Raw genomic sequence first — 25,524 nt, 5'->3', positions numbered from 1 at the left:
ACCTCCAGCCCTCGGTCGTGCTAGCCGATCACGTGGGGCGGCCTGGGCAACAGGCGCGGGCAGTCCTCAAAGGGCAGCCAGACCACGTCTTGCCAGTGCAGCACCTGCAACTCCTGCCCCATCCATTGCGCCACCGAACGGACGGGCCAGTGGCCGACCTGAGGCTGTTCGGCGCGCAGGCAGGGGATCACCTGCTGGGTGAGCCATTGGCGGATGCAGCGGTTTTCCGGGTGGTAGTAGTGGATCAGCGCGGCATAGGCACCGGACTCGCTCACCAGCCATTCGCACTTGAAGTCACCGTGGCCGTTGCGCATCCAGGCGATCTGCATCTGGTCGTCATCCAGGTTGTGCGGCAGGCGATCTGCCAAGGGCGGGTGGTTCATCAGCCGGGCCAGGTCGGTGACGGCGAACCAGGGTTGGTCTTCCAGCAGCACGGCGCGCAACAGGCGCTTGTGGCGGGTGAAGAGGGTGGGGATAAGGATTTCTTGATCGGGTTGGGGGTTGAGGGAGTCAGGCATTTAAGCACCTCTACGTGAGCAGCTTTCTCAGGGCTGTTGGCGTCGGGAGTTAAGAAACCCCACGTAGAAGGCCGGGCATATTCCCCTTTCGGGTCTTGTATTAGCCCACTCCCGACAGAGCAGAGGTTTTTGCGTGCGCGAGTATGCCGCGAGTACAAAAAAACCGCTTAGCTATCGGGAGCGGTCAGGCCGCTACGTGGGAGAGCGTTTCTTAGGCGCCGGGTACGGAGGCTATGGGCGCACCCGGAAAGTGGCAATGCAGTTACCGCGTGGGAAATGGCTGATCGGCCAGGCTGAAACGTGAAGGCGGCGTAGGGTGGATGACGCTCTTTTCATCCACCAGGCGAGGCCCGCCCCAGCCTCATTCTCCCCAGCGAATAGCATCGTCCGCCACGCCATCTCCGGCCCAGCCCATCGGGTCGATGTTGATGCACGCGTAGGGTGGATGACGCTCTTTTCATCCACCAGACGAGGCCCGCCCCAGCCTCATTCTCCCCAGCGAATAGCGTCGCCCGCCAAGCCATCCCCGGCCCAGTCCATCGGGTCGATGTTGATGCAGGCGTCGGGTGGATGACGCCCTTTTCATCCACCAGGCGAGGCCCATCCCACCCTCATTCTCCCCAGCGAATCGCGTCGTCCACCACGCCATCGCCGGCCCAATCCGCCGGGTAGATGCCATCCCGAACCGCCCGGTGAAAACTCGAATACGGCCAATCGCACACCCGCCGCACATGGCCGTGTTTCACCGGGTTGATGTGGATGTAATCGAAGTGCCGTTGGTAATCGAGGTCGTCACGGATCAGGTGTTCCCAATAGCGGCGTTGCCAGATGCCGCGTTCGCCCCGGGTGCGTTGAGCCTCGGTGCGGGATTCGGTGTCGGCCAGGCGTTTGGAAAAGGCGAATTTGATCGAGCGCCAGCGCATGGCGAAGTCGTCGTCGCCCGGGGGCAGGGTCCAGAGGCAGTGCATGTGTTCGGGGAGCACGACCCAGGCATCGATATGGAAGGGGCGGCGGTGTTTGACCGCCTGTACCACGGATCGCAGCAGGTGGATTTCGCGGACCAGCAGGTCGCTGTGCCGGTTACGCAGGTTGACGGTGAAGAAGTAGGTGCCCCCGCGCATCCGGGCGCGACGGTAGTTGGACATGACCCCTCCTTGAGCCATTGGTGTTGCGGGTGGAAGAGCTGGTGGATGAGAAGAGCGTCATCCATCCTACGCGCTAATAAATAGATATCTGGTGGATGAGAAGACATCCACCATGAAAAATAGGCTGAGTTTATTTTGAATTTTCTATAAATGTCGTTGTTTGCTCAATGATTCGGTTTATAAGGTTTGCGCTTCTTTCTTTTGCATGATTACGAAGTATGTCGCAAACTTCTTGTGGGTGAGTTCTTGCAAGTGGAGTTATTAGGTTTATTAGAAGAGCATCCTTGAGTAGTTGGTTTGTGGTTTTAAGCTCGCTGTCAAGATTTGGAATTATTCTTAGTACTGCTTCGGGGTATCCCGGAAGTACCGTTTTTAGTATCTCGTTTGTAAGCTGACGGAAAGGCTTGAGTGCGTTAGAAAGACTAGGACGCTTGTTGGTCCAATAAAATGGGTGACGAATTCCGTCCTCCATAAGTTGTGACATTGGATAGACGCCGCCCTCGCCATAGATACGGGCTATTTCGATCTGTGAATGGATGAGATGGTTGATAGCGTTTTCACGGGTATTCTTTGGGAGGAAGGGGCCTGAGATCATGCAACGATATAGAAGGTACAGCCAGGTTGTTCTTTTGGCCATTGGCGGATAATTCGACAGTCCGGCGAGATTGCTTTTCTGAGTAAGAAATTGAATCATTTCAGATGGGTCTTCTGCCATCGCAACTATGAATTCAATGATTGGATACCATTCTTCAGAGTCGAATTTCTGTTGGACTATTTTTAGACCCAGACCTTTAGATGTGATAGATCTGGCAGCAAAGTATTCTTGAAATGATGTGTGGCTAAAGCAATAGTGGTCCTGAGAAAATTGCTCAAGAATTCCATGGTGCTGATCAATTTCAGTAATTATCGGTAGTGCATCGTTTTCATTTAATCCCAGTTTCGCGCAAAAATCGGATACAAGAAGCAAGACGCGAGGTTTAGGGAATGTGAAAGATAAGTTATCTACAGTGAAACAATATGCGATCGTTTCAAATAAGCGTTCTTTTGACTGGTCGGTCAACAATTCGTATGTGGAATCTCTACGAAATCCTCTAGTCGTATCCCAGTCTCGTAGTAGTGCCTCAGAGCAACGCTTAAAAAGCTCAACTTTACGCTTTGGAAGAGAAAGGTCGTGTTTGAACTGTATACACAGGAGACTAAGCAGGAGAGGGGTTTCGGTTAGAGAGGAAATGGCTTTGTCATGGTCAATTATGTTGCAGAGGTCTCTAGATTTTTGTGGTTCTCCGGTAAACCAAGCTTTAACAATTTTGTGGACGGATGACTTATTGAGTTTTGATATCTCCACTTCGTGGAAAGACTCTAGATTTTCCGTGTAGTCAGCAGTTCTGCAGGATATTACTATTTTAACATGTGGGTAATTGTTGCAAAAATCTCTTACTTTCTGAAGTGCTTCTGATCTGGCGGTTTTCTTGGTCTCATCCAGAGAGTCAAGAAGTATCACGCACTCGCCTTTTTTAAAAAGGCGATCAAGAAAGTTTCTTGAGTGTTCGTCTGTTTTGCGTTCTATAGGATTTGCTAGAAAATTAAAGAGCGAGTCTTCAGTCTTCGATAGATCTGGTAGATAAACGAAGAACGGCAGCTTGGTCTTTTTGAGATTGCTTTTTTCAAATGTTTTCTTATCTATATAGCATAGGGATAGATATTTTAAGAATGTTGTTTTCCCTGCTCCGGGGCCGCCAAGAACAACCGTCCGCAGATTGTTTTCAATGAAAACGTCACCGTCTATCAGATCTTTCTCTTTGGCTTTATTTCCCTGTAAGGGAGCGCTTGACGCTTCTATCCATTCTTCAGTGTAAAGCCTTCTTTGGATTGTTGTTGATATTCGTGCGGGATTGTATATGTCTGTTAGTTTTACGGGCATAGACATGCCAAGCAGTTTTATATTCTGAACTTCTTGTCTGAGGGTGTCTGAGTGTGCCGTATGGTATCTTCTAAATAGATCTAAAGACTCAACTGAAGCGTTAAGACCTTTGAAAACAGAATTAATGGAGTTCTTGATCGGCTCGTCAAACCAATTAAGGAATGGAATTTCAAAACCTTCTTCTTTTGACATTGTTTTCCCTAATAAAAAACCCCGTGCTAGACGGGGTTTAAGGCTTCTCTATTCCCCTTCATCCTTGACGGGCATAGTTGAGACTTTACTAGGGTGGCATAAAGCCATCAATACTGGATGTATATATAGTGGTATGCCTGTGAGAACCCCGCACAAAGGCGGGGTTTTGTCTTTCTTCGCTACCCCGAAAATCCGTATCAGGTTGAAGCGTTTTATGTGTTCCTAATGGTTCGACCCGGAATCAATCCCAGCTCAGCGCACCGCCGGTCTGGTACTCGATGACGCGAGTTTCGAAGAAGTTCTTCTCTTTCTTCAGGTCCATGATCTCGCTCATCCAGGGGAACGGGTTGGTGGTGCCCGGGTATTCCTCTTTCAGGCCGATCTGGGTGAGGCGGCGGTTGGCGATGAATTTGAGGTAGTCCTCCATCATCGCGGCGTTCATGCCCAGTACGCCGCGCGGCATGGTGTCGCGTGCGTATTCGATTTCCAGTTGGGTGCCCTGGAGGATCATCTGGGTGGCTTCGTCCTTCATGGCGGCATCCCACAGGTGCGGGTTTTCGATCTTGATCTGGTTGATCACGTCGATGCCGAAGTTCAGGTGCATGGATTCGTCGCGCAGGATGTATTGGAACTGCTCGGCGGTGCCGGTCATCTTGTTGCGGCGGCCCATGGAGAGGATCTGGGTGAAGCCGCAGTAGAAGAAGATGCCTTCCAGTACGCAGTAGTAGGCGATGAGGTTGCGCAGGAACTGGCGGTCGGTCTCCGGGGTGCCGGTCTTGAACTCGGGGTCGGAGATGGAGCGGGTGTACTTGAGGCCCCAGGACGCCTTCTTAGCGACGCTCGGGATCTCGTGGTACATGTTGAAGATCTCGCCCTCGTCCATGCCCAGCGACTCGATGCAGTACTGGTAGGCGTGGGTGTGGATCGCTTCTTCGAAGGCCTGGCGCAGGATGTACTGGCGGCATTCGGGGTTGGTGATGAGGCGGTAGACGGCCAGCACCAGGTTGTTGGCGACCAGGGAGTCGGCGGTGGAGAAGAAGCCGAGGTTGCGCATGACGATGCGGCGCTCGTCTTCGCTGAGGCCGTCCTTGCTCTTCCACAGAGCGATGTCGGCGTTCATGTTCACTTCCTGCGGCATCCAGTGGTTGGCGCAACCATCCAGATACTTTTGCCAGGCCCAGTCGTACTTGAAGGGTACGAGCTGGTTGAGGTCGGCGCGGGCGTTGATCATCTGCTTGTCGCCGACCTGTACGCGCGCGGAGGCGCCTTCGAGGTCGTCCAGGCCTTCCTGGATGTCGAGGGCGTCGAGGGCCTTCTTGGCGCGGGCGACGGCGTCGGAGTCAGCGGCGGATACGGCGCGGGCGTCCTGTACGGAGCCGGCGGCCTCGTCATCGAGCTTGTCGGCGCCGGCAGCGGCTGCGGCGTGGGTCGCGGCTTTGGGTTGGGCGGCGGCGGGTGCGGCGGCGTCTTCTTTGTCGAATTCGTCCCAGCTGAGCATCTGTCCTCTCTCCTGGTTGGTTCGGCCGTTCTCTGCCGGCCTGGGTAAATGGTGCGTGGGTGGGTGCACGCTGAAGCTTTTACTGCCGAACTGCTTGTCCGCCGGGGCCTGGTCACGGGCGTCTGTGTCAGCTGCCCGATGGATGCCGCGTTCGCGGTTGACGGTGTTCGGTCTTGCTGCGCGGCCTGGGCCTGCGCGTGTGGCTTCTCTCTATAAGGGAGCGGCCAAGAAATTCGGTGGTGCTGTTACTGCTTCCCTGACTCCTCTCCCGGAGGGGGAGAGGGCCACTGCAATCGAGCGCGAAGCTGAGCGAGTGAGCGCTAGGCGCCGGGTTGCTCTGGCCCCGGAGCGTACGACCGTACGTGAGGAGCCGGAGCGGCCCGGCAACAACGCGGGCGCCGCTCAGATTCGCGCGTCACCTGTCACTGACAGGCTTCGCAGTCGGGGTTGTCGATCGAGCACGCTTGCGGCACCGGAGCCGGTACCGGCGCGGCGGCGGGCGCTGCGCTGAAGCCTTCATCGCTACCGGAGGAAACCGCGTTGAGCTTGCCGGTGTTGATGGTGGACTTCTCGGTGCTGGTGGCGGCCAGGGCACGGAGGTAGTAGGTGGTTTTCAGGCCACGGTACCAAGCCATGCGGTAGGTGACGTCCAGCTTCTTGCCCGAGGCGCCGGCGATGTAGAGGTTCAGGGACTGGGCCTGGTCGATCCACTTCTGGCGGCGGCTGGCGGCGTCGACGATCCACTTGGTTTCCACTTCGAACGCGGTGGCGTACAGGTCCTTGAGGTCCTGCGGGATGCGTTCGATCTGCTGCACGGAGCCGTCGTAGTACTTCAGGTCGTTGACCATGACCGGGTCCCACAGGCCGCGGGCCTTGAGGTCGCGAACCAGGTAGGGGTTGATCACGGTGAATTCGCCGGAGAGGTTCGATTTCACGTACAGGTTCTGGTAGGTCGGTTCGATCGACTGCGACACGCCAGTGATGTTGGCGATGGTGGCGGTCGGTGCGATGGCCATGATGTTGGAGTTGCGGATGCCTTTCTGTACGCGAGCACGTACCGGGGCCCAGTCCAGGGACTCGGTCAGGTCGACGTCGATGTACTTCTGGCCACGGGCCTCGATGAGGATCTGCTGGGAGTCCAGCGGCAGGATGCCCTTGCTCCACAGCGAGCCGTCGAAGGTCTCGTAGGAACCGCGCTCGTCGGCCAGGTCGCACGACGCCTGGATGGCGTAGTAGCTGATGGCTTCCATGGACTTGTCGGCGAAGTCGATGGCGGCGTCGGAACCGTAGGGGATGTGCTGCAGGTACAGCGCGTCCTGGAAGCCCATGATGCCGAGGCCAACCGGGCGGTGCTTGAGGTTGGAGTTGCGAGCCTGCGGGACCGAGTAGTAGTTGATGTCGATAACGTTATCGAGCATGCGTACGGCGGTCTTGACGGTCTTGGCGAGCTTGGCGGTGTCCAGCTTGCCGTCGACGATGTGGTTCACCAGGTTCACGGAACCCAGGTTGCACACGGCGATTTCGTCTTTGTTGGTGTTGAGGGTGATCTCGGTGCACAGGTTGGAGCTGTGGACCACGCCCACGTGCTGCTGCGGGCTGCGCAGGTTGCACGGGTCCTTGAAGGTCAGCCACGGGTGGCCGGTCTCGAAGAGCATGGAGAGCATCTTGCGCCAGAGGTCCTTGGCGGCGATGGTCTTGTGCAGCTTGATCTTGCCGTAGCCGGCCATGGCTTCGTAGTACTCGTAGCGCTCTTCGAAGGCCTTGCCGGTCAGGTCGTGCAGGTCGGGCACGTCGGACGGGGAGAACAGGGTCCAGGGGCCGTCGTCGAACACGCGCTTCATGAACAGGTCCGGAATCCAGTTCGCGGTGTTCATGTCGTGGGTGCGGCGGCGGTCGTCACCGGTGTTCTTGCGCAGCTCGATGAACTCTTCGATGTCCATGTGCCAGGTTTCGAGGTACGCGCAGACGGCGCCCTTGCGCTTGCCACCCTGGTTCACGGCAACGGCGGTGTCGTTGACCACTTTCAGGAAGGGCACGACGCCCTGGGATTTGCCGTTGGTGCCCTTGATGTAGGAGCCCAGCGCGCGGACCGGGGTCCAGTCGTTGCCGAGGCCGCCCGCGAATTTGGACAGCATGGCGTTGTCGTGGATGGCGCTGTAGATGCCCGAGAGGTCATCCGGCACGGTGGTCAGGTAGCAGCTGGAGAGCTGCGGACGCAGGGTACCGGCGTTGAACAGGGTCGGGGTCGAGCTCATGTAGTCGAAGGACGACAGCAGGTTGTAGAACTCGATGGCGCGGTCTTCACGGTCCTTCTTCTCTTCGATGGCCAGGCCCATGGCCACGCGCATGAAGAAGATCTGCGGCAGTTCGAAGCGGATGCCGTCCTTGTGGATGAAGTAGCGGTCGTACAGGGTCTGCAGGCCCAGGTAGGTGAACTGCTGGTCGCGCTCGTGGTTCAGCGCGCGGCCCAGTTTCTCCAGGTCGTAGGTTTTCAGTTGCGGGTCGAGCAGCTCGAACTCGGCACCTTTCTCGACGTAGGCCGGCAGGGCCTTGGCGTAGAGCTCGGCCATCTCGTGGTGGGTGGCGCTCTCGGCCACGCCGAGGAAGCCCAGGCCTTCGGCACGCAGGGTGTCCATCAGCAGGCGGGCGGTGACGTAGGAGTAGTTCGGCTCGCGCTCTACCAGGGTGCGGGCGGTCATCACCAGGGCGGTGTTGACGTCTTTCTCGGCTACGCCGTCGTAGAGGTTCTTCAGGGTTTCGCGCTGGATCAGGTCGCCATCGACTTCGGCCAGGCCTTCGCAGGCTTCGCTGATGATGGTGTTGAGGCGGCCCAGGTCGAGCGGAACGACGCTGCCGTCGGCGCGGGTCACGCGGATGCTCGGGTGCGGCTGGGCGATGTCGGCGGCGCCGCTCTTGCGGGCCTGGGCGCGGGATTCGCGGTACAGGACGTAGTCACGGGCGACTTTCTGCTCGCCGGCGCGCATCAGGCTCAGTTCGACCTGGTCCTGGATTTCTTCGATGTGGATGGTGCCGCCCGAGGGCATGCGACGCTTGAAGGTGGCGGTGACCTGTTCGGTCAGGCGCGCGACGGTTTCATGGATACGCGAAGAGGCAGCGGCAGTACCGCCTTCCACGGCGAGGAACGCCTTGGTGATGGCAACGGTGATCTTGTCATCGGTGTAGGCGACGACGGTACCGTTGCGTTTGATCACGCGCAGCTGGCCAGGCGCAGTGGCGGCCAGATCCTGGTTGGAATCGGCTGCCTGAGGCGCGTTGGCCTGCGGGTTCTCGCGAGTGGTTTCGGTCTGCATGGGGGTCTCCATGTTCTCTATTTGTTGAGTCGGGTGCGTGAGCACCCGTCATTCCGTTTTCAAACGCCAGTGGCTCGGCCGGGGCCGGGCTGCTGGCGCTTACTACAAGGCAGGAAGGGCAAGGGACACTGAAGCCTCCCTGGCACTACAAGTCTAAGGTCGCTGTGTTAAGCCTCAGCGACAAACACAATACCTAGTGGTGCGGGCCCTTGGGGCGATACACCGTTCTACCGATTCCAGTCACTTCGTTCGTGTCCTGGGTCGACACTGCCGGTTGGGGCCGGGCAGCGGGTTGGACTCCTAAAGGATCACGGGGTTCGAAGCCTATGAAAAAGGCATTTCGTGCTTGATTCTGATTGTGTCCCGTGATCTAGCAAAACCCAATATGTAGGGGTCTCGCGTGATGGGGGTACAAGATAATGCGCTATTGGGGGTATTGCAAGGCGATGGGCATTGAACAAGCTGTGGATAACTTGTGGGTGATTTGTGGGTGAGGCGGGGAGGGATTGCGGCAGCCCTTGTGGGACCTGGGATACACCGTTCGTCGCGGCTGCGACACTCTGGAACGGGCTGTTTCGAGGATGTCGGGCCGTGCGCAAGCTAACACAATATCTAGTGTTTTGTGGGGTTTTTGGCATGCACTGTGCAGAACGGCCGGCGTTGCTACAATGCCGGCCGGTTTCACGGCCTTGATGCAGTTCATTAGGAGTACGTGGTGGAGCAAGAATCCTGGCGCATCCTCATCGTCGAGGACGACCAACGACTGGCCGAGCTGACCCGGGAGTACCTGGAGGGCAATGGCCTGAAGGTGGCCATCGAGTCCGACGGCGGCCAGGCGGTGGCGCGCATCCTCAAGGAGCAGCCCGACCTGGTGGTGCTCGACCTGATGCTGCCTGGCGAGGATGGCCTGTCCATCTGCCGCAAGGTGCGTGGGCGCTACGACGGCCCCATCCTCATGCTCACCGCGCGGACCGATGACATGGACCAGGTGCTCGGCCTGGAGATGGGCGCGGACGATTACGTGTGCAAGCCGGTGCGCCCGCGCGTGCTGCTGGCGCGCATCCGTGCGTTGCTGCGGCGCAGCGAGGGCGGCCTGTCGGAGGCGGTGGAAGAGAACGTGCGGCGCCTGGAGTTCGGCCCGCTGGTGATCGACAACGCCATGCGCGAGGCCTGGCTCAACGAGCGCAGCATCGAGCTGACCAGCGCTGAGTTCGACCTGCTCTGGCTGCTGGCGGCCAATGCCGGGCGCATCCTCTCCCGCGAGGAGATCTTCAACGCCCTGCGCGGCATCGAGTACGACGGCCAGGACCGCTCCATCGATGTGCGCATCTCGCGCATCCGCCCGAAGATCGGCGACGACCCCATGCACCCGCGCCTGATCAAGACGGTGCGCAGCAAGGGCTATCTTTTTGTCAGGGAGGCGGCCGAAGGCCTGCTTTGAGCCTTATATAAGGAGGCGCCGCCCGCAACGAACCGGTCGCCGCACCGCCAACCCGAGAGCCGCATGTTCCCCACCCTCGAAACCCCACGCTTCCGCCTGCGGGAAATCACCCTGGCCGACACCCGCGCCATCTTCGCCGGGCTGTCCCACCCGCAGGTGATCCGTTACTACGGCGTGTCCTACGCCACGCTGGAGGCCACCCGGGTGCAGATGGACTGGTACCGCTCGCTGCTGCGCGAGCGCACCGGCATCTGGTGGGGCATCTGCACGCCCGATAATCCCGCGCACCTGATAGGCGCCTGCGGCTACCACGAATGGGACCATGGCCACCGTTGCGCCGAGCTGGGCTACTGGCTGCTGCCCGAGTACTGGGGCGGCGGGGTGATGCGTGAATGCCTGGAGGCGGTGATCGCCCATGCCTTCGCCGCCATGCGCCTGCACCGCATCGAAGCGGTGGTGGACCTGGAGAACCCGGCCAGCAGCGGCCTGTTGCGCCGGCTCGGCTTCGCCCATGAGGGTGTGCGCCGCGAGTGCGAGTACAAGGATGGCCGCTACCTCAGCCTCGATTGCTTCGGCCTGCTGGCGGGGGAGGCACGGTGAACTCGATCTTCCTGCGCATCTACGGCGGCCTGCTGGTGACGCTGGTGCTGGTGGCGCTGCTGGGCGTGCTCACCTTCCACCAGGTCAACGAGGTGCGTGCCGACCAGTACCGCGAGAGCCTGGCGCGCGGCACCTTCCGCCTGATGTCCGACAACCTCGAACCCATGACCGCCATCGAGCGGCGCCGCGCCCTGGTGCTGTGGAGCCGGCTGATGGGCATTCCCCTGGCGCTGCAGGACCTGGACGAAGACCGCCTCGACAGCGGCGTGCGCAACCGGGTGTTGCGCAAGCAGGTGCTGGTGGAACAGACCGGCCCCCACGCGGCCAAGGTCTACAGCCTGGTGAGCGAGCAGGAGCACCTGGTGCTCACCGGCGAGGTGCAGCAGATCAGCGAGCAGCTGGCGCGCGCCACCGTCTACCTGCTGATCGACGAGCTGGTGCGCTTCCCGGTGCGCGAGCAGCCCCAGCGCCTGGCGGCATTGAAGGAGGGCAAGGAGTTCGGCTTCGACCTGCACCTGATCACCCTCAAGGACGCCGACCTCGATGAAGACCAGCGTCGCCGCGTGGACGAGGGCGACACGGTGATGGCCCTGGGCAAGGGCGGCGATTCGGTGCGCATCTTCGCCGGCATCGTCGACACGCCCTGGGTGCTGGAAATCGGCCCGCTGTACCTGATGAACCCCTACCCGCCGGAGCTGCTGGTGCTGATCGGCCTGCTCGGCCTGAGCTTCATCGGCCTGACCATCTACCTGCTGGTGCGCCAGTTGGAGCGCCGCCTGCTGGGCCTGGAAAGCGCCGCCTCGCGTATCGCCCACGGCAAGCTGGATGCCCGCGTGCCGGCCAAGGGCGCCGACTCGGTGGGGCGCCTGGCTGCGGCCTTCAACGGCATGGCCGAGCAACTGCAGCAATTGCTCTCGGTGCAGCGCGAGCTGGTGCGGGCGGTTTCCCATGAGCTGCGCACACCGGTGGCGCGCCTGCGCTTCGGCCTGGAGATGATCGCCGACGCCGAGACCGAAACCGCCCGGCGCAAGTACATGGAGGGCATGGACGGCGATATCCAGGAGCTGGACAAGCTGGTGGACGAGATGCTGACCTACGCCCGCCTGGAGCAGGGCACCCCGGCGCTGAACTTCCAGCGCGTGGACCTGGATGCGCTGTTCGACCAGGTGATCGCCGAACTGGCGCCGCTGCGTGTCGCCGTGCGTGTCGAGCGTGGCCAGTGCCTGACCGCCAGCGGCGAAGGCGCCTGGGTCGAAGCCGAGCCGCGCTACCTGCACCGTGCCCTGCAGAACCTGGTGAGCAATGCCATGCGCCACGCCGAATCGCGGGTGCGGCTGAGCTACCAGATCGGCCACAAGCGCTGCCGCATCGATGTCGAGGACGATGGCCCCGGTGTGCCGGAAAGTCATTGGGAGCGCATCTTCACCCCCTTCCTGCGCCTCGACGACAGCCGCACCCGCGCCTCCGGCGGCCACGGCCTGGGACTGTCCATCGTGCGGCGGATCATCTACTGGCACGCCGGCCGCGCGCAGATCGGCCGCAGCGATGGCCTTGGCGGCGCGCGTTTCAGCCTGGTCTGGCCCCGCCGCCAGGGCGATGGGGATTTGGCTCCTTAGGTTGGATAGACGCTGCGCAGGCTTTCGTGGGAGCGGCTTCAGCCGCGAAAGAAGCCGATCGCGAATGAATTCCCACGTAGGTTGGGCCTCGCTGCGCTCGGCGCCAACCTATGGCTGTTCAATACGTAGGATGGGTAGAGCTCCGCGAAACCCATCACCTCGAAGCGATGGGTTTCGTACCTCGCGGAACGCCGCCCGACCCATCCTACGTCGAGACCTGACCCAGACGGCTCAGCGCACTGCCACCAGGCTCAGCAGCCGGTCGTCATACAGCTGGAAATGCCCCCCCAGCTCAGTGCCCGTCACCCACTCGCCAGCCAAGTCGATCAGCAGCGCGAGGCGTGCCGTCTGCGCGCTGTTATCCACAGAGAGCAGCTCGGCATCGTGGAAGTAGAAGCGCTTGCCCACCAGCGGGTAGAGCGCCTTGAACAGGCTTTCCTTGAGGGAGAAGGTCAGGGTCACGCGCTCGGCTTGTGCTTCGGCGGGGAGCAGGGCGAGGCGTTGCAGTTCGGCGGGGGTGAGGATCTCTTCGGCCAGGCGCAGGGCGCGTTCAGGTTCCAGGCGCTGTTCCATGTCCAGGCCCAGGCCTCGCCAGTCCCCCTTGCGTGCCACCAGGGCCATCGCCCAGCCGGCGCCGTGGGTGATGGAGCCGCTGACGCCCGCCGGCCAGATCGGTGCGCGATCCTCGCCGGTTGCCGGCACCTCGCCCCGCCCGGTAAGGGCCAGCAACGCCGCCCGGGCACAGAGGCGGCCCGCCAGGTACTCGCCACGGCGCTTGGCCACCGAGCGCTGGATAGTGGCGGGCGCGACAATGGCGCAGCGGGCGAAGTCCTGCTCGGCCAGCTGCGCCGGGTCGAAGCGGCAACCGCGCAGGGCGATGCCGGGCAGCGGCGTGGCGAAGGGCCAGGCGGATTCCAGAGGGGTACAGAAGGCGGGGAGGGCGGGCGTCATGGGCGCATTCTGCCGTGCCGGCCCGATGGGAGCCAGCCTCTGCGCCGGTTACATATGTTTGCAATCGGGTTACCAAAGCTAAACGGATGCCTGGCGGGCTATTTGCCAGACTAGCGCTGCGTTTCTTCTGGAACGCAGGTGAGGTTGTAGCTTGGAGTCCTGGCCACTGGTCGACTCCGGGCGTTTTCTCTGAATCGAGAACGGGAGCCCTTCTGGGGCTCCCGTTTTTTTTCGTGTCGTGGCCATGGCTGCCCGTCTCAGGACGGTGTTCCGATGCCCGTTCCCGATCGTTCAGCCGAGGTTCAGTGAGGGTTCAGGGGCGGTTCAGTGCCCGCCAGGCAGGATGGCTTCCGTGTTCAAGCACGAATTGAAATCCATCGGAGGAACTCCTCATGAAAAGCATCCTGACTCCCATCGCTCTCGCCGCCGGCCTGGCCTTCGCCGCCACTTCCGCCCAGGCAGCCGATCCCTTCGTCAGCCTGACCTGGGGCCAGACCAACAACAACATCCAGAACTCCTCGGCGCTGAATGCCAACCTCGGTGACCCGAGCCTGGACAAGGTGATCCACAAGACCGGTACCTGGGGTGTACGGGCCGGCATGATGGATGACAGCAGCCGCTACTACGCCACCTACGAAAACTTCTCGGACACTGACCGTGGCAACAAGCTGCGCCAGCAGAACCTGCTCGGCAGCTACGACGTCTTCCTGCCCCTGGGTGACAACAACACCAAGCTGTTCGGTGGTGCCACCCTCGGCCTGGTGAAGCTGGAACAGGACGGCACCGGCATGCGCCGCGACAGCGACATCGGCTACGCAGCGGGCCTGCAGGCCGGTATTCTCCAGCAACTGAACAAGAACACCTCCATCGAGGCCGGCTATCGTTACCTGCGCACCAATGCCAGCACCGAAGTCGCGCCCCACGGCGGTGACAAGCTCGGCTCGCTGGACCTGCACAGCAGCTCGCAGGCCTACCTGGGCGCCAGCTACAAGTTCTGACCAGTGCCATGCACGGCCGGGCCAAGTGCCCGGCTTTTTGCTTGAGGAAATGCCAATGAAATTGCTGGTTGTGGAAGACGAGGCACTGCTGCGCCATCACCTCCATACGCGCCTCGGCGAGCAGGGCCACGTAGTCGACGCGGTGCCGGATGCCGAGGAGGCGCTGTACCGCGCCGAGGAATACCACCACGACCTCGCGGTGATCGACCTCGGATTGCCCGGCATGAGCGGCCTCGACCTCATCCGCCAGCTGCGCAGTGCCGGCAAGGCATTCCCCATTCTCATCCTCACCGCGCGCGGCAACTGGCAGGACAAGGTCGAAGGCCTGGCCGCCGGTGCCGACGATTACGTGGTCAAGCCGTTTCAGTTCGAAGAGCTGGAGGCGCGCCTCAACGCCCTGTTGCGGCGTTCCTCGGGCTTCGTCCAGTCCACCATCGAGGCCGGCCCCTTGCTGCTCGACCTCAACCGCAAGCAGGCACAGATCGACGGTGCCCCCATGGCGCTGACCGCTTACGAGTACCGCATTCTCGAGTACCTCATGCGCCATCACCAGCAGGTGGTGGCCAAGGAGCGGCTGATGGAGCAGCTCTACCCCGGCGACGAGGAGCGCGACCTCAACGTCATCGAAGTGCTGGTCGGGCGCATCCGCCGCAAGCTGGAGGGCGAGCACGGCTTCAAGCCCATCGAGACGGTGCGCGGCCAGGGCTACCTGTTCACCGAGCGCTGCCGTTGAGCCACGCCGCCAGCACCCGCCGTCGCGCCGGGTTTTCCCTGCGCCTGCGCCTGATGCTGGGCGCTACGGCGCTCGCGGTGCTGTTCATGCTGGTGCTGCTGCCCCTGCTGCGCAGTGCCTTCGACTACGCCCTGGACCAGGCCATCGAGAAGCGCCTGGCCGCCGACGCCAGCGCGCTGATCGCCGCCGCGCGCATCGTCGACGGCCGCCTGGACATGCCGGACAAGCTGCCCGACGAGGAATTCGACAACCTCGACGCCACCCAGCTCGGCTACATCTACGACAGCGACGGCAAGCTGGTCTGGCAGTCGCGTTCCTCCACCGACGAATCCGTGCACTACGAGCCCCGCTATGACGGCCGTGGCCACGAGTTCACCCGAGTGCACGACGTGCGTGGCCGCGAGTTCTTCGTCTACGACGTGGAGATCGACCTGCTACGCGGCCAGGCCGCGGCCTTCAGCGTGGTCACCATGCAGCCGATGAGCGACTACCAGGTGATGCACGACGGCTTCGTCCATCAGCTGTACCTGTGGCTCGGTGCTGCACTGTTGCTGCTGCTGACGCTGCTCTGGTTCGGCCTCACCTGGGGCTTCCGCAGCCTGCGCCGGCTCAGCGAAGAGCTGGACCAGGTGGAAGCCGGCGCCCGTGACTCCCTCAGCGAGGAACACCCGCGCGAGCTGCTGCGCCTCACCGGTTCCCTCAACCGCCTGCTGGAGAGCGAGCGCCTGCAGCGCGAGCGCTACCGCAACTCCCTCGATGACCTGGCCCACAGCCTGAAGACCCCGCTCTCGGTGTTGCAGGGCGTCAGCGAGACCATCAACAAATCCGCCAACCCCGAGCAGGCCCATGTGCTGCGCAGCCAGATCGAGCGCATGAGCCAGCAGGTGGACTACCAGCTGCAGCGCGCCACCCTGCGCAAGAGCGGCCTGGTGCGCCACCGCGTGCGCCTGTCGCCGCTGCTCGACCTGCTCTGCGAGGCGCTGGACAAGGTCTACCGCGACAAGCAGGTACGGGTCGAACGCGCCTTCGACCCCGCCCTCGACGTGCCCGTCGAACAGGGCGCCTTGCTGGAGCTGCTCGGCAATCTGCTGGAAAACGCCTACCGCCTGTGCCTCGGCCGCATCCGCGTCAGCGCCCTGCAGGGTGCCGATTTCTGCGAGCTGCGGGTGGAGGACGACGGCCCCGGCGTACCGGTGGACCAACGCGCGCGCATCCTCAAGCGCGGCGAGCGCCTCGATGCCCAGCACCCCGGCCAGGGCATCGGCACCGCCGTGGTCCGCGACATCGTCGAAAGCTTCGACGGCGAGCTGGCCCTGGATGACTCCAGCCTCGGCGGCGCCGAGTTCCGCATCCGCCTGCCCCTGCATTGAGGGTTGGCGGGTTTTCCCCGCTCATCCGGCTTCCTTCCTGGCGGCGGATGTTCGCGAGGTGGCAGGAGGCTGCAGATTCGCATCCAGGGAACGCCGTTCGGCGTTCCGTCCCTCCTGTCACCGGCGTGATTTCGAAGACCCACTAAGCTGTGATTCGCCTCCGTGCCCGCGCGCATTTCCTCCCTGGAGTCGATGCGCGTGAAATTTTTTTCGAAGGGCTGTCGAAACCCGCGCAGCCCGTTCGACTAATGGACAGAACCGCCAGCCTGGCGGGCATGAACCCCGAACAAGAAGGAGCGACACGATGCGATTCATGGTGATGGTCAAGGCAACGAAGGAATCGGAAGCCGGCGAGATGCCCAGCGAGGCGCTGCTCACGGCGATGGGCGCCTACAACCAGGAGCTGATCGACGCCGGCATCATGCTGGCGGGCGAGGGGCTGCACCCCAGTTCCCGTGGGGCGCGGGTGACCTTCTCCGGCAGCAGCCGCACGGTGACCGACGGCCCCTTCGCGGAAACCCGCGAGCTGGTGGCCGGCTACTGGATCTGGGAAGTGGAATCCCTGGAGAAGGCCATCGAGTGGGTCAAGCGCTGCCCCAACCCGATGAGTGGCGAGTCGGACATCGAGATCCGCCAGATCTTCACGATGGAAGACTTCGGTGCCGAATTCACCCCGGAACTGCGTGAGCTGGAAGAGCGTCAGCGCACCCAGATGGCCGCCGACAAACAACAATAAGGAGCTGACCATGCGTATCAATGCCTACCTGATCTTCGCCGGCAACTGCCGCGAGGCCTTCGAGTTCTACAACCAGACCCTGGGCGGCGAGCTGCAGGTGATGACCTTCGGTGCATCACCGGCCGCCGAGCATGTGCCCGCGCAGTTCCACGACCGCGCCATGCATGCCTGCCTGACCATCGGCGACCAGTCGCTGATGGCGTCCGACACCACGCCGGAACACCCCTATGACGGCATCCGTGGCTGCTCGGTGTCGCTCAACGTCGACTCCATCAAGGAAGCCGAGCGCGTGTTCGCCGCGCTCTCCGCCGGCGGCAAGGTGCAGATGCCGCTGGAGGCGACCTTCTGGGCCGCGCGCTTCGGCATGCTCGAAGACCGCTTCGGGGTGCCGTGGATGGTCAACTGCGAGAAGGACCAGTAAGCCGCGAAAGCCGATGCGTGGCGCCGCTCCACAGGGGCGGCGCCCGTTCATCCCGGGTGCTTTCCGGTTGTGAAAGGGTGCGCGAGGAGGGTCACTCGTCCTCGGCGGACTCGAGCAGTTCCTTCGGCACTTCGCTGCGCAGCATCAGCTGGCATTGCTGGCTGTCGGGGTCGAAGACGATCACCGCCTGCTTTTTCTCCAGGGCACGGCGCACCCGGGCGACCCGGGTTTCCAGCGGGGTTTCGTCGCCGTTGTCGGTGCCGTCGCGGGTGACGAAGTCTTCGATCAGGCGGGTGAGGGTGTCGGCTTCGAGCAGGTGGTGGGGAATCAGCATGGCGGACCTCAGGGGCAGGCGGCGATCCTAGCGCGATGACCGCCGCGACGCCATGCGCAGGCGTCGGCTCAGGCGGAGTCCTCGCGCAGGTCCTGGCGCATCAGCAAGCGGTCGAGGGTGGCGAAGAGCAGGGCGCTGTCCAGGGGTTTGCCGAGGAAGTCGTCCATGCCCGCCTCGGACCCGGCATCGCGGTGTTCGTCGAGGATGTGCGCGGTCAGCGCGACGATGGGCACGGCCACCAACTGGCGGTTGCGTTCGAACTGGCGGATGCGCTTGGTCGCCTCGAAACCGTCCATTTCCGGCATCTCGCAATCCATCAGGATCAGTTGCACGCCCGCCGGGTCGCGCTCATATTCGTTCACTGCGGCCACGCCGTTGGCCACGGTGCGCACCCGGTAGCCGCGCTTGCGCAGGAAGCCCTGCACCACCAACTGGTTCACCGCGTTGTCCTCGGCCACCAGGATGCAGGGGGCGGAGCTGGAGTCGCTGAAGGCCTCGCTGAGGATTGGGCGCGGCTCCTGGCGGCGCTCCTGATAGAGGTCGCCGAGGGCTTCGCGCAGGGGCACCACGGCCAGGGGCTGGGCCATGGCGATCAGGCGCAGGCCGCTGCTCTGGGGCAGGTTCTGGCATTGCTCGGGCGGGCACAGCAGGAGGATGCGCTGCCCCGGTTCCAGGCGCGGGCGCAGGGAGTCGAGCCAGTGCGCGGCGCTGCCCGGCCAGGGCGCCACCAGCACCAGCAGCGGCGGCACCGCGAAGTCGTCGAGGTATTCGTTCAGGCGCTCGGGCGTCTGGCAGCGCTCGGTGCGCATGCCCCAGCGGCCCAGCAGGCGGCTCAGGGCGTCGAGGCCGAGGCCGTCGAGGGAGGTGAGCAGGGCGGTCTTGCCCTTGAGCAGGCGCAGCAGCTCGTCGTCTTCCTCGGTGCCTTCCTGCAGCGGCATGTCGAAGGCGAAGCGCGTGCCCTGGCCGGGCGTGCTCTGCACCTCGATGCGGCCGCCCATCATTTCCACCAGCTCCTTGCTGATGGCCAGGCCCAGGCCGCTGCCGCCGTAGCGGCGGGTGGTGCTGGAGTCGCCCTGGGCGAAGGAATCGAAGAGCTGGGACAGCGCCTCGTTGCGGATGCCGATGCCGCTGTCGCTGATGGCGAAGATCAGGTGCGGGTCGCCGAGGGAGTTGGAGCGGCGGCAGACGTTCACCGCCACATGGCCTTCGGCGGTGAACTTGAGGGCGTTGCTCAGCAGGTTCATCAGCACCTGCTTGAGGCGCGTGGGGTCACCCTTGATGCGCCGGGGCACGCCGCTTTCCAGGCTGATGTAGAGGCGCAGGCGCTTGTCCAGGGCCTGGGCGGTGAACAGGCTGAGGGTGTCGGAGAGCAACTGCTCCAGGTCGAATTCGATGTGTTCCAGGGTCAGCTTGCCGGACTCGATGCGGGCGTAGTCGAGGATGTCGTTGATCACCGCCATCAGCGCGCTGCCGGAGCTGGAGATGGTGTCGACGTAGAAGCGCTGGCTGCGGTCCAGCGGGGTTTCCTTGAGCAATTGCAGCATGCCCAGCACGCCGTTGAGGGGCGTGCGGATCTCGTGGCTCATCTTGGCCAGGAAGCGGCTCTTGGCGCGGCTTTCGACATGGGCCTGCTCGGCCGCCTGGCGCGAGCGGAAGCCTTCTTCCTTGAGGGTATTGATGCGGTCGGCGAGGCCGATGGACAGGGTGATCAGCTCGATGGTCACGCCGATCTTCACCACCGTGGCACCGAAGATGCCCAGCACCTCCACGCCCAGCGAGCCGGTGGTGGCCTGGATGAAGGCGAACAGCAAGATGCCCCAGGCCAGCGTGTAGTAGGAGCCGTAGCGCACGCCGCGGCGCCAGACGTAGATGCCGGCCAGCAGGAGCAGCAGCGAGACGGCGGAGACGGTGAGGCTGGCGAGGATGTTCCAGGCCTGCAGGCCGATCAGCGGCGCCGAGAGGAAGATCGCCATCGTCACCAGCATCGCCACCCGCAGCGCCGTATCGAGGCGCGGGAAGTACTGCTTGGCGTGGAGGAAGTGGCGGCTGAACTGCACGGCGGTGAGGCAGTGCAGGTACATGAGGATGTAGATGCTCACCGACTGGAAGGCCACGTGCTCGGGCAGCAGCTTGAACAGCATGCCGTCGAAGCAGGCGGCCAGCAGGCCGACGTTGAGGTTGTAGGCCAGGTACCAGAGGTAGGCCGACTCGCGCAGCGAGATGTAGAGGAACAGGTTGTAGAAGAACATGGCGAACAGCACGCCGTAGAAGGCGCCGTTGAACCCCATGAGGTTTTCCTGGGCCGCGGCGCTGGCGCCATAGGTGCTGAAGAACAGCGGCACGAAGAGGGTGCTGGTGCTTTCCACCCGCAGCAGCAGGGTGTTGCTGCCGGGTTGCAGGTCGAGGGGGAACCAGAAGTTGCGCACCTGCACCGGGCGCTGGGCGAAGGCGAAGCTGTCGCCGCTTTCCTGCTCCTGCAGGTGGCCGTCGGGGTCGAAGAGGAAGACCTTGATGTGGTCCAGCAGCGGGTAGTTGGCCTCCAGGTAGCCCGAAAGCGGGTGCTGGCGGCTGTTGACCAGGCGCACCTTGAACCACCAGACCGAGCTGTTCTTGCCCAGGTTGGCGTGCTCGCTGTGGACCGGGGTGAAGGCTTCGTCGGGCAGCTTGCGCAGGTCGCCGACCTGCAGCGTGCCGTCCCGATCCTCGAGGTAACCCAGGAAGGGGCTCAGGGACAGGCGCAGGTCGTCACGGTCGAGGGGGGCGCTCGGAAGCGCCCAGGCCTGGCCGGCAAGGCAGAACAACAGGAGCGCCAGACAGAGGCGAGGCATCCTTTCACCCCGTGGTTTTTATGACCTGTGGCCTGGCACTTTGCCTTTATGTGAGGTGGCCTTCAAGCGTCGCTTTCGCCCTTGCCTACGAGACTTCCGACAGTCGGTACGCGCGTGTCGTTTTCCATCTGCGCGGTGTGTTCCAGCTGGTGGCTGAATGGCTCCAGGGAGTTCTGCGCATTGTCGGCGTCGCTGGCGAATACCGGCGGGCTCATCATGTAGGCGCCCAGCAGTCGGGTCATGGCCTCCAGGCTATCGATGTGGGTGCGCTCGTAGCCGTGGGTGGCGTCGCAGCCGAAGGCCAGCAGGGCGGCGCGGGTGTCGTGGCCGGCGGCGATCGCCGACTGGGCATCGCTGTGGTAGTAGCGGAACAGGTCGCGACGAACGGGGATGACGTTCTTCTCCGCCAGCTTCAGCAGGTGCCGCGAGAGGTGGTAGTCGTAGGGGCCTGCCGAGTCCTGCAGGGCGACGCTGACGGCGTGCTCGCTGGAGTGCTGGCCAGGGGCGACCGGGGCGATGTCGATGCCGACGAATTCGCTGACGTCCCAGGGCAGCGCACCGGCGGAACCGGAGCCGATCTCCTCGGTGATGGTGAACAGCGGGTGGCAGTCGATGGGCGGCACCAGCTTGGCTTCGGTGATGCCCTTGAGCGCGGTGAGCAGGGCGGCGACGCCGGCCTTGTCGTCCAGGTGGCGGGCGCTGATGTGGCCGCTTTCGGTGAACTCGGGCAGCGGGTCGAAGGCGACGAAGTCACCGATGCACACGCCGAGGGATTCGCAGTCGGCGCGGGTCGAGCTGTAGGCGTCCAGGCGCAGTTCGATGTGGTCCCAACTGATGGGCATGCTGTCCACTTCGGTGTTGAAGGCGTGGCCGGAGGCCAGCAGCGGCAGCACGCTGCCACGGATCACCCCGGTGTCGGTGAACACGCTGACGCGACTGCCTTCGGCGAAGCGGCTGGACCAGCAGCCCACCGGGGCCAGGGCCAGGCGGCCGTTGTCCTTGATCTGGCGGACGATGCCGCCAATGGTGTCCAGGTGCGCCGCCACCGCGCGGTCGGGGCTCTTCTGCCGGCCCAGCAGGGTGGCGCGGATGGTGCCGCGACGGGTCAGCTCGAAGGGGATGCCCATCTCCTCCAGGCGCTCGGCGACGTAGCGCACGATGGTGTCGGTGAAGCCGGTGGGGCTGGGGATGGCGAGCATCTCCAGGAGCACCTGGCGCAGGTAGTTGATATCGGGTTCGGGGAGTTTTCTGGCAGTCATGGCGTCTCCTTGGCGAGGTGCCGGGCCCGCAGGCCCGGGGCTCAGGACAGCGGCTGGCTGAGGGGGAACAGCAGGTCGATGAAACGCTCGGCGGTGGGCTGCGGCTGGTGGTTGGCCAGGCCGACCCGCTCGTTGGCTTCGATGAACACGTAGTCGGGCTGGTCGGCGGCGGGCACCAGCAGGTCCAGGCCCACCACCGGGATGCCGAGGGCGCGGGCGGCGCGGACGGCCGCCTCGCCCAGGCGCGGGTGGAGGATGCCGGTGACGTCTTCCAGGGTGCCGCCGGTGTGCAGGTTGGCGGTGCGGCGCACGGCGAGGTGGGTGCCCTCGGGCAGCACATCGTCGTAGCCGTAGCCGGCGTCCCTGAGGGTGCGTTCGGTCTCGTCGTCGAAGGGGATGCGGCTTTCGCCACCGGTGGCGGCCTGGCGTCGGCGGCTCTGCGCCTCGATCAGCGAGCGGATGCTGCGCTGGCCGTCGCCGACGATCTCGGCCGGGCGACGGATCGCCGCCGCGACCACGTCGTAGCCGATCACCACGATGCGCAGGTCGTGGCCCTGGTGGAAGCTCTCCAGCAGCACGCGGCTGTCGAAGCGCCGGGCGTTGTCGATGGCCGCTTCCACCTCGGCGGCGCTGCGCAGGTCCACGGCCACGCCATTGCCCTGCTCGCCGTCCACCGGCTTGACCACCAGGGCGCCGTGCTCGGCGAGGAAGGCGGCGTTCTCCTCCGGTGTACCGGCCAGGCGCTGGGCCGGCAGGCTGAGGCCGGCGCGGGCCAGGGTGCTGTGGGTGAGGGTCTTGTCCTGGCACAGGGTCATGCTGACGGCGCTGGTCATGTCCGATAGCGATTCGCGGCAGCGCACGCTGCGCCCGCCCTGGCTGAGGCTGAAGAGCCCGGCGCGGGCGTCGTCGACGCGCACCTCGATGCCGCGGCGGTGGGCCTCGTCGACGATGATCCGCGCATAGGGGTTGAGGTCCTCTTCCGGGCCGGGGCCGAGGAACAGGGTCTGGTTGATACCGTTCTTGCGCTTGATGGCGAAGGTCGGCAGGTCACGGAAGCCGAGCTTGGAATACAGCGCCTTGGCCTGGCGGTTGTCGTGCAGCACCGACAGGTCGAGGTAGGCCAGGCCACGGCTCATGAAGTGCTCGATGAGGTGGCGCACCAGCGCCTCGCCGACGCCGGGGCGGTTGCATTGCGGGTCCACTGCCAGGCACCAGAGGCTGGAGCCGCCTTCCGGGTCGTGGAAGGCCTTGCGGTGGTTGAGGCCCATCACGCTGCCCACTACCTGGTTGCTGGCCGAATCCTCGGCCAGCCAGTACACCGGGCCGCCCTGGTGGCGCGGGGTGATGGCGTCGTGATCCACCGGCAGCATGCCGCGACTGCGGTACAGCTGGCTGATGGCCTGCCAGTCGTCCTCGCTGTGGGCACGGCGGATGCGGAAGCCACGGAAGGCCCGGCGTGCCGGGCGGTAGTCGGTGAACCACAGGCGCAGGGTGTCGGAGGGGTCGAGGAACAGCTGCTGCGGTGCCTGGGCCAGCACCTGCTGGGGCGCCGCGACGTACAGGGCGATGTCCCGCTCGCCGGGGCTCTCGGCCAGCAGCTCGCGGGCCAGGCTGGCCGGGTCTGGGTAGGTGTGGCCCAGCAGCAGGCGGCCCCAGCCGCAGTGCAACACCTGGACCTGCTCCGGCTGTTCATCCTTGTGCTCTTCCGCCAGGCGTGCCTGCAGGCGCTCGTAGGAGGGCGCCTGGCCGCGCAGCAGACGCTGGCTCTGCACGTACTGCTGGCTGGTAAAGAATTTCATCGCGAATCTCTCCTTAGAGCCCCTGCTCGTTGAGCCAGAGGTTGAGCGCCGCCATCTGCCATAGCTTGGAGCCGCGCAGCGGGGTCAGGTCTTCAGCGGGGTTGGCCAGCAGGCGTTCGAGGGTGGCGGCGTTGAACAGGCCGCGATCCTGGCTCGGGTCCAGCAGCAGCTCGCGCACCCAGTCGCGAGTCTTGCCTTGCAGGTGCTTGAGCCCGGGCACGGGGAAGTAGCCCTTGGGCCGGTCGATCACCTCGTGGGGGATGACCTGGCGGGCGACTTCCTTGAGCACCTGCTTGCCGCCATCGCCCAGCTTGAAGCGCGAGGGGATGCGCGCGGAGAGCTCGACCACGCGGTAGTCGAGGAAGGGCACGCGGGCCTCCAGGCCCCAGGCCATGGTCATGTTGTCGACGCGTTTGACCGGGTCGTCCACCAGCATGATGGTGCTGTCCAGGCGCAGGGCCTTGTCCACCGGGTCTTCGGCGCCGGGGCGGGCGAAGTGCTCGCGGACGAAGTCGCCGGCCACGTCCCCGGTGAGCCAGGCCGGCTGCACGGTGTCGCGGTAGTCGGCGTGGCTGCGGTCGAAGAAGGCCGCGCGGTAGGTGGCGAAGGGGTCGGCCGTGTCGGCCAGCGGCGGGTACCAGTGGTAGCCCGCGAATAGCTCGTCGGCACCCTGGCCGCTCTGCACCACCTTGCAGTGCTTGGAGACTTCGCGGGAGAGCAGGTAGAAGGCGATGCAGTCATGGCTGACCATCGGCTCGCTCATGGCGCGGAAGGCCGCGGGCAACTGCTCGATGATCTCGTGCTCGCCGACCCGCAATTGGTGGTGGCGGGTGCCGTAGCGGCGGGCGATGAGGTCGGAGTACTCGAACTCGTCGCCGCGCTCGCCGCCGGCATCCTGGAAACCGATGGAGAAGGTCAGCAGGTCCTCGACGCCGGCCTCGGCCAGCAGGCCCACCAGCAGGCTGGAGTCGACGCCGCCGGAAAGCAGCACGCCCACTTCGCGGGCCGCGCGCTGACGCACGGCGACAGCATCGCGCAGGCTGCCCAGTAGCAGGTCGCGCCAGTCGGCCAGTTGCAGCCCGGCCTCGTCGGCGTGGTGGCCGTAGTCGAGGTTCCACCAGGTGCCCTGGTCGATGTTGCCGTCGGCGTCGACCATCATCCAGCTGGCCGGCGGCAGCTTCTCGATGCCCTTGACCAGGGTGCGCGGTGCCGGCACCACGGCGTGGAAGTTGAGGTAGTGGTTGAGCGCCTCCGCGTCCAGGGTGCCGTCGATGTCGCCACCCTTGAGCAGCGCCGGCAGGCTGGAGGCGAAGCGCAGGCGGCTGGCCGTGCGCGACAGGTACAGCGGCTTGATGCCGAGGCGGTCGCGGGCCAGGAACAGGCGCTGGCTGCCCGGCTCCCAGATGCCCAGGGCGAACATGCCGTTGAGCTTGGGCAGCATGTCCTTGCCCCAGGCGTGCCAGGCCTTGGCCAGCACCTCGGTGTCGCCGCCGGAGCGGAAGCGGTAGCCGAGGCCCTGCAGCTCTTCGCGCAGTTCGGGGAAGTTGTAGATGGCGCCGTTGAAGCTCATCGCCAGGCCCAGGTCGGGCTCGACCATCGGCTGCGCCGAGCCGTCGGACAGGTCCATGATCTTCAGCCGGCGGTGGCCCAGGGCGATGGGGCCCTGGCTATGGAAGCCCCAGGCGTCGGGGCCGCGAGGGGCGAGGTGATGGGTGATGCGTTCGACCGCAGCCAGGTCGGCGGGTCGTTTGTCGAAGCGTAACTCTCCAGAAATGCCGCACATAAGTCCTTACCGGTTCTGCCGTTGGGGATACCGCCCGCTTTATGCAGGCAGTAAGAGTCCGACCGGTATT

19 protein-coding genes are annotated in these 25,524 nt (G+C 63.9%); 8 read left to right on the top strand and 11 right to left on the bottom strand.

Features of this window, described 5'->3' with window-relative positions:
• Positions 1-20: 20 nt before the first annotated feature.
• From RTW82_RS17150 to RTW82_RS17130, 5 genes are all read right to left on the bottom strand, one after another.
• On the bottom strand, positions 21-518 hold the full coding sequence (locus RTW82_RS17150; RefSeq protein WP_316925799.1) for a Bro-N domain-containing protein: 498 nt from the start codon (positions 516-518) through the stop codon (positions 21-23).
• Positions 519-1,129: 611 nt separating this feature from the next.
• Entirely contained in the window at positions 1,130-1,663 is a 534-nt protein-coding gene (locus tag RTW82_RS17145) for an REP-associated tyrosine transposase (protein ID WP_316925798.1), read from the bottom strand.
• 130 nt (positions 1,664-1,793) lie between these two features.
• Positions 1,794-3,776 (bottom strand): NACHT domain-containing protein, encoded by a 1,983-nt coding sequence (locus RTW82_RS17140; protein ID WP_316925797.1) that lies wholly within the window; start codon positions 3,774-3,776, stop codon positions 1,794-1,796.
• Positions 3,777-4,017: 241 nt separating this feature from the next.
• On the bottom strand, positions 4,018-5,274 hold the full coding sequence (locus tag RTW82_RS17135) for a ribonucleotide-diphosphate reductase subunit beta (RefSeq protein ID WP_316925796.1): 1,257 nt from the start codon (positions 5,272-5,274) through the stop codon (positions 4,018-4,020).
• 422 nt (positions 5,275-5,696) lie between these two features.
• Complete coding sequence (locus tag RTW82_RS17130; RefSeq protein WP_043245178.1) at positions 5,697-8,585, bottom strand: ribonucleoside-diphosphate reductase subunit alpha; 2,889 nt, start codon at positions 8,583-8,585, stop codon at positions 5,697-5,699.
• 715 nt (positions 8,586-9,300) lie between these two features.
• Here RTW82_RS17130 and RTW82_RS17125 point away from each other — a divergent pair.
• From RTW82_RS17125 to RTW82_RS17115, 3 genes are all read left to right on the top strand, one after another.
• Positions 9,301-10,026, top strand: coding sequence for a response regulator (locus RTW82_RS17125; protein ID WP_043245181.1), 726 nt, complete (start codon positions 9,301-9,303; stop codon positions 10,024-10,026).
• Positions 10,027-10,089: 63 nt separating this feature from the next.
• Entirely contained in the window at positions 10,090-10,626 is a 537-nt protein-coding gene (locus RTW82_RS17120; RefSeq protein ID WP_316925795.1) for a GNAT family protein, read from the top strand.
• Positions 10,623-12,242 (top strand): ATP-binding protein, encoded by a 1,620-nt coding sequence (locus RTW82_RS17115; protein WP_316925794.1) that lies wholly within the window; start codon positions 10,623-10,625, stop codon positions 12,240-12,242. Before RTW82_RS17120 ends, RTW82_RS17115 begins: the two co-directional genes overlap by 4 nt.
• Before the next feature lie 231 nt (positions 12,243-12,473).
• Here the strand turns inward: RTW82_RS17115 and RTW82_RS17110 are convergent, their stop codons facing one another.
• The gene (locus RTW82_RS17110) at positions 12,474-13,193 is read right to left on the bottom strand and encodes a 4'-phosphopantetheinyl transferase (RefSeq protein WP_316925793.1); all 720 of its coding nucleotides are present in this window, start codon (positions 13,191-13,193) and stop codon (positions 12,474-12,476) included.
• Between the two features lie 392 nt (positions 13,194-13,585).
• Between RTW82_RS17110 and RTW82_RS17105 the strand changes: the two genes are divergently transcribed.
• The 5 genes from RTW82_RS17105 to RTW82_RS17085 all read left to right on the top strand — a co-directional run bounded on the left by RTW82_RS17105 (position 13,586) and on the right by RTW82_RS17085 (position 17,451).
• On the top strand, positions 13,586-14,191 hold the full coding sequence (locus tag RTW82_RS17105) for an outer membrane protein (RefSeq protein ID WP_021218411.1): 606 nt from the start codon (positions 13,586-13,588) through the stop codon (positions 14,189-14,191).
• A 55-nt stretch (positions 14,192-14,246) separates the two neighbouring features.
• Complete coding sequence (locus RTW82_RS17100) at positions 14,247-14,924, top strand: response regulator (protein ID WP_316925792.1); 678 nt, start codon at positions 14,247-14,249, stop codon at positions 14,922-14,924.
• Between the two features lie 53 nt (positions 14,925-14,977).
• Positions 14,978-16,294 (top strand): ATP-binding protein, encoded by a 1,317-nt coding sequence (locus RTW82_RS17095; protein ID WP_316925904.1) that lies wholly within the window; start codon positions 14,978-14,980, stop codon positions 16,292-16,294.
• A gap of 304 nt (positions 16,295-16,598) precedes the next feature.
• Entirely contained in the window at positions 16,599-17,030 is a 432-nt protein-coding gene (locus RTW82_RS17090) for a YciI family protein (protein WP_316925791.1), read from the top strand.
• Positions 17,031-17,040: 10 nt separating this feature from the next.
• On the top strand, positions 17,041-17,451 hold the full coding sequence (locus RTW82_RS17085; protein WP_184487864.1) for a VOC family protein: 411 nt from the start codon (positions 17,041-17,043) through the stop codon (positions 17,449-17,451).
• Positions 17,452-17,542: 91 nt separating this feature from the next.
• Here the strand turns inward: RTW82_RS17085 and RTW82_RS17080 are convergent, their stop codons facing one another.
• The 5 genes from RTW82_RS17080 to RTW82_RS17060 all read right to left on the bottom strand — a co-directional run bounded on the left by RTW82_RS17080 (position 17,543) and on the right by RTW82_RS17060 (position 25,454).
• Positions 17,543-17,785 carry a YheU family protein gene (locus RTW82_RS17080; RefSeq protein WP_021218416.1) on the bottom strand — a complete coding sequence of 81 codons (243 nt, stop codon included), beginning with the start codon at positions 17,783-17,785 and terminating at the stop codon, positions 17,543-17,545.
• A 68-nt stretch (positions 17,786-17,853) separates the two neighbouring features.
• Complete coding sequence (locus tag RTW82_RS17075; RefSeq protein WP_316925790.1) at positions 17,854-20,613, bottom strand: hybrid sensor histidine kinase/response regulator; 2,760 nt, start codon at positions 20,611-20,613, stop codon at positions 17,854-17,856.
• 62 nt (positions 20,614-20,675) lie between these two features.
• Complete coding sequence (locus RTW82_RS17070) at positions 20,676-21,872, bottom strand: osmoprotectant NAGGN system M42 family peptidase (RefSeq protein ID WP_316925789.1); 1,197 nt, start codon at positions 21,870-21,872, stop codon at positions 20,676-20,678.
• Between the two features lie 41 nt (positions 21,873-21,913).
• Positions 21,914-23,671: an N-acetylglutaminylglutamine synthetase gene (ngg, locus tag RTW82_RS17065; protein WP_316925788.1), complete on the bottom strand. Its 1,758-nt coding sequence runs from the start codon at positions 23,669-23,671 to the stop codon at positions 21,914-21,916.
• Positions 23,672-23,684: 13 nt separating this feature from the next.
• On the bottom strand, positions 23,685-25,454 hold the full coding sequence (locus RTW82_RS17060; RefSeq protein WP_316925787.1) for an N-acetylglutaminylglutamine amidotransferase: 1,770 nt from the start codon (positions 25,452-25,454) through the stop codon (positions 23,685-23,687).
• Between the last annotated feature and the right edge of the window lie 70 nt (positions 25,455-25,524).

Source organism: Pseudomonas sp. zfem005 (genome assembly GCF_032621735.1).
Classification (GTDB): Bacteria; Pseudomonadota; Gammaproteobacteria; order Pseudomonadales; family Pseudomonadaceae; genus Metapseudomonas; species Metapseudomonas solani.
The sequence above is the reverse complement of the archived record's forward strand: the minus strand, read 5'-3'. Positions and strand labels throughout refer to the sequence as shown.

Coding starts and splice junctions, on each gene's coding strand:
- RTW82_RS17150 (WP_316925799.1), bottom strand. CDS start 518: ATGCCTGACTCCCTCAACCCCCAACCCGATCAAGAAATCCTTATCCCC.
- RTW82_RS17145 (WP_316925798.1), bottom strand. CDS start 1,663: ATGTCCAACTACCGTCGCGCCCGGATGCGCGGGGGCACCTACTTCTTC.
- RTW82_RS17140 (WP_316925797.1), bottom strand. CDS start 3,776: ATGTCAAAAGAAGAAGGTTTTGAAATTCCATTCCTTAATTGGTTTGAC.
- RTW82_RS17135 (WP_316925796.1), bottom strand. CDS start 5,274: ATGCTCAGCTGGGACGAATTCGACAAAGAAGACGCCGCCGCACCCGCC.
- RTW82_RS17130 (WP_043245178.1), bottom strand. CDS start 8,585: ATGCAGACCGAAACCACTCGCGAGAACCCGCAGGCCAACGCGCCTCAG.
- RTW82_RS17120 (WP_316925795.1), top strand. CDS start 10,090: ATGTTCCCCACCCTCGAAACCCCACGCTTCCGCCTGCGGGAAATCACC.
- RTW82_RS17110 (WP_316925793.1), bottom strand. CDS start 13,193: ATGACGCCCGCCCTCCCCGCCTTCTGTACCCCTCTGGAATCCGCCTGG.
- RTW82_RS17105 (WP_021218411.1), top strand. CDS start 13,586: ATGAAAAGCATCCTGACTCCCATCGCTCTCGCCGCCGGCCTGGCCTTC.
- RTW82_RS17100 (WP_316925792.1), top strand. CDS start 14,247: ATGAAATTGCTGGTTGTGGAAGACGAGGCACTGCTGCGCCATCACCTC.
- RTW82_RS17095 (WP_316925904.1), top strand. CDS start 14,978: ATGCTGGGCGCTACGGCGCTCGCGGTGCTGTTCATGCTGGTGCTGCTG.
- RTW82_RS17090 (WP_316925791.1), top strand. CDS start 16,599: ATGCGATTCATGGTGATGGTCAAGGCAACGAAGGAATCGGAAGCCGGC.
- RTW82_RS17085 (WP_184487864.1), top strand. CDS start 17,041: ATGCGTATCAATGCCTACCTGATCTTCGCCGGCAACTGCCGCGAGGCC.
- RTW82_RS17080 (WP_021218416.1), bottom strand. CDS start 17,785: ATGCTGATTCCCCACCACCTGCTCGAAGCCGACACCCTCACCCGCCTG.
- RTW82_RS17075 (WP_316925790.1), bottom strand. CDS start 20,613: ATGCCTCGCCTCTGTCTGGCGCTCCTGTTGTTCTGCCTTGCCGGCCAG.
- RTW82_RS17070 (WP_316925789.1), bottom strand. CDS start 21,872: ATGACTGCCAGAAAACTCCCCGAACCCGATATCAACTACCTGCGCCAG.
- ngg (WP_316925788.1), bottom strand. CDS start 23,671: ATGAAATTCTTTACCAGCCAGCAGTACGTGCAGAGCCAGCGTCTGCTG.
- RTW82_RS17060 (WP_316925787.1), bottom strand. CDS start 25,454: ATGTGCGGCATTTCTGGAGAGTTACGCTTCGACAAACGACCCGCCGAC.